The 3500-nt window shown below is 62.0% G+C and carries 2 protein-coding genes and 1 tRNA gene; all 3 read right to left on the bottom strand.

Annotated elements, in window-relative coordinates:
* Window positions 1–17 precede the first annotated feature (17 nt).
* Window positions 18–989 carry a TAXI family TRAP transporter solute-binding subunit gene (locus ACZM96_RS10200; RefSeq protein ID WP_489488910.1) on the bottom strand — a complete coding sequence of 324 codons (972 nt, stop codon included), beginning with the start codon at window positions 987–989 and terminating at the stop codon, window positions 18–20.
* Window positions 990–1050: 61 nt separating this feature from the next.
* Window positions 1051–3054: a TRAP transporter permease gene (locus ACZM96_RS10195; protein ID WP_489488909.1), complete on the bottom strand. Its 2004-nt coding sequence runs from the start codon at window positions 3052–3054 to the stop codon at window positions 1051–1053.
* Window positions 3055–3309: 255 nt separating this feature from the next.
* Window positions 3310–3385: transfer RNA gene (locus tag ACZM96_RS10190), tRNA-Lys, on the bottom strand.
* Window positions 3386–3500: the final 115 nt, after the last annotated feature.

The following is a 3500-nucleotide window of genomic DNA, read 5'->3' as shown; positions in this document are numbered from 1 at the left end:
GACGACGCAAATGCGGACTACTTGAGCACGCCGACTTCCTTGTAGTACTTCGCCGCGCCGGGATGCAGCGGAATACCGGCAAGGTCGGTCACCGCGCCTTCAAGGGAAATGTCCTTCATCACGGAATGGGACTTCTTCACGATGTCCTGATTTTCCCAGAAGCACTTGGTGAGATCATAGATCACGTCGTCGGGAATCGAGGCGTCGGTGATGAGCACCATTTTGACGGCCGTGGTCTGCACGGGCTGGTCCTGATCGGGATACGTGCCCGCGGGGATCTGGAACCGGGCGTACCAGGGGTAATCCTTGGAAAGATTGGCGAAGGTGGCGTCGTCGATGTTCACGAGGCGGCCGTCGGCGGTGGCGCACATTTCGGAGACGCCGGCGTTGGGCAGACCGGCCATGATCCAGGTGCCGTCGAGCTGCTTGTTGCGCATGAGGTCGCCGGCTTCGGCGGGACCGACGTACTGGGCCTTGATGTCGCCGGGATACTTGAGGCCGGCGGCAGCGAAGTGGACCTGCGTTTCGCCGATGGTGGTGCCGCCCGCCACGCCGGGAGCGAAGACCTTGCCCTTGAAGTCCTGAAGCTTGGACACGTTGCTGTCGGCGCGGGCGATGACCTGATTGGGATTGTAGTAGAGGCCGGCAATGATGCGCACGTCGGGGTAGGCGTGGCCCTTGAACTTGTCGAGGCCCTTCATGGCCTGATAGGTGATGCTGGTGATGGCGAAGGAGACCTGGGCGTCCTTCATGCTGAGCAGCTGAAGGTTCTGCACGCCGCCCTTGGAGGACTGCACGCTGGCCTTCACGTAGGGCAGCTTGGTGCTCCACAGATTGCCGAGGGCCGCGCCTATGGGATAGAGCGTGCTGGTGGTGGCGGCGGTGGGAATGCTGATGGTCACGGGCGCGCGATCGGCGGCCCGGGCTTCCGCGGCCCCGAAGACCATGGAAACGGCGGCCAGCAGGGAAAGAAGGACTTTACCGTACATAATCACTCCTGAACCTGTTGAAGTTGTCCTTCTTCCGCCGGGGAAGAAGGGATGAATGCTTTCATTGCGCCTGCGCGGGCGGGACGGCGTCTGCGCGGGGGCGGGACGAGGAACGCCTGTTGAGGGCGGCGGCCGCAAGAATGACGGCAATGCCTATGGCGTCGGTGGAGAGGCCGGGATCGATGGTGAGCACTGCGCCTGCGATGAACATGAGGCTCTGGAGCAGGGAGCAGGGGCCGAAGAGCCAGCGTTCGAGGCCCACGGCGAGGGCGCAGACGCCGAAGCTTGCGGTGATGAAGGCCCACACGGTGGCGAGTCCGGGATTGGAGGAGCTGTAGAGCAGCAGCGGATTGTTGAGGAAGAAGAACGGCAGGATGAAGCCGGAGAGTCCCAGCCGCACGGCGATGAGGGAGGTTTTGGTTTCGTTGGAGTTGGCGATGCCTGCGGCCACGTAGGAAGACATGGCCACCGGGGGCGTGATGTTGGAGAGGCAGGCGTAGAAGAGGCAGAACATGTGTGCGGACATGGGCTGCACGCCGACGCCGGTAAGCACGGGCACGGCCACGGCCGCGACGATGACGTAGGCCGCAACGCCGGGCACGCCCATGCCGAGGATGGTGCTCATGACCATGACGAACACGCCGCCGAGATAGAGCTGCCCTTCGCCCACGTACTTGAGCACCTGGAAGCCGAAGGTGAGACCGAGGCCGGTGAGGGACACGGAACCGATGATGATGCCGATGATGACGCACGAGACGCCCACGCCCACGGCGCCCTTTGCGCCTTCTTCGAGGGCCTGCAGAATGCGCTTCGGGCCCATGCGGGTTTCCTTGGAGAACCAGGAGGCGACCACGGTGGCCAGAATGGCCATGGCTGCGGCAAAGAGCGGCGTGTAGCCCATGAACATGACGACCATGAGCACCACGAGAGGAATGATGAGGTGGCCGCGCTTTTTGATGACCACGAGGGCGTCGGGGATATACTCTTTGGAAAGGCCCTTGAGGCCCAGCTTTCTGGCCTCGAAGTGAACGGCCATGATGAGGGCGAGATAATAGAGGAAGGCGGGAATGGCCGCGGCGAGCATGACCTTGGTGTAGCTCACGCCGAGAAATTCCGCCATGATGAAGCCCACCGCGCCCATGATGGGCGGCGCGAACTGGCCGCCGGTGCTGGCCACGGCCTCCACGGCTCCGGCGAATTCGGCCTTGTAGCCGGTCTTCTTCATGAGCGGAATGGTGATGGCGCCGGTGGTGGCCACGTTGGCGAGGGCGCTGCCGTTGATCATGCCCATGAGGGCGCTTGCGATGACCGAGACCTTGGCCGGGCCGCCGGCGGTGCGGCCGACGAGGGTGAGGGCCAGATCGTTGATGAATTCGCTGAATCCGCTGATGCGCAGAAACGCGCCGAAGAGCACGAAGAGGAACACGTAGGTGGCCGACACGCCGACGCCCACGCCGAGCAGGCCCTGACTGCCCCAGAACATGTGGTCCATGACGCACGTGAGGGAGAAGCCCACGTGGCCGAACGCGCCGGGCAGGTACTTGCCGAGGAAGGTGTAGGCCAGAAACACGAGGGCGAGCGCGGCGAGATTGGGCACCACGCGGCGGGCGCATTCAAAGGCCACGAGCACGCCTATGCCCGCCACCACGTAGTCCTGCATGGTGAACCAGCCGCCGCCCATGGCGATGGCATCATAATGAAGGATGAGATAGCCGAAGGCGTACAGGCTCGCGCACACGCACACGAGATCCCACAGCGTGGGCAGCGCTCTGGTTCTTTTTTCGCGGCGCAGCGCCGGATACATGAACGAGGCGAGCACCAGCAGAAAAATGATGTGGAACGCGCGCAGCTTCATGGCGTCCATGGTGGCGAACACGGACGCGTAAAGCTGAAACAGCGAGAACGCCACGCAAATGACCGCCACCACTTTTCCGAACGCGCCGCGGAACTGCCGCGTTCTGGATTCGCTGTCCTTTTCCTCCACCAGCGCCTGCGCTCTGGCCTGTTCCTCCGCGCTCGCGACAACGTCTCCTGCGTCCGTCGCCACCACGGAAGTCTGATCCAAACTCTTGTCCATCAGCATATCACCCGGGGAAATGTTTAGCACGCGCCGCCCGGCATGGCGGAAGGCGCGCCCTTTGTTGTCTAACGACCGCAAGGGCGCGCTGTCAAGCAATGCCCGCACGAAAAGACGCGCGGGACAATACCTGCCGCCGTTTTTTTTCGGAAGAGGCGGCTTTTTTCGGAAGGCGAAACGTTTTTTTCGGAAGAGGCAACAAAAAAGCCCCCGGCATGAACATGCAGGGGGCTGATTCGTCACTGGTGGGTCACCGGAGACTCGAACTCCGAACCAATTGATTAAGAGTCAACTGCTCTACCAATTGAGCTAGTGACCCAGTGCTCTTAGCGCAGAAAGAGTCATAGACCCAAGGGCATCCTTCGTCAAGAAAAATTTTGCCTTTTTCTGCAAAAAAGTTTAGCTTGCCTCCCATGAAAAGGCTGTTGCGAATG

The organism is Mailhella sp., assembly GCF_057866825.1.
This window is presented reverse-complemented; position numbering and strand designations above follow the sequence as displayed.

Coding starts and splice junctions, on each gene's coding strand:
- ACZM96_RS10200 (WP_489488910.1), bottom strand. CDS start 989: ATGTACGGTAAAGTCCTTCTTTCCCTGCTGGCCGCCGTTTCCATGGTC.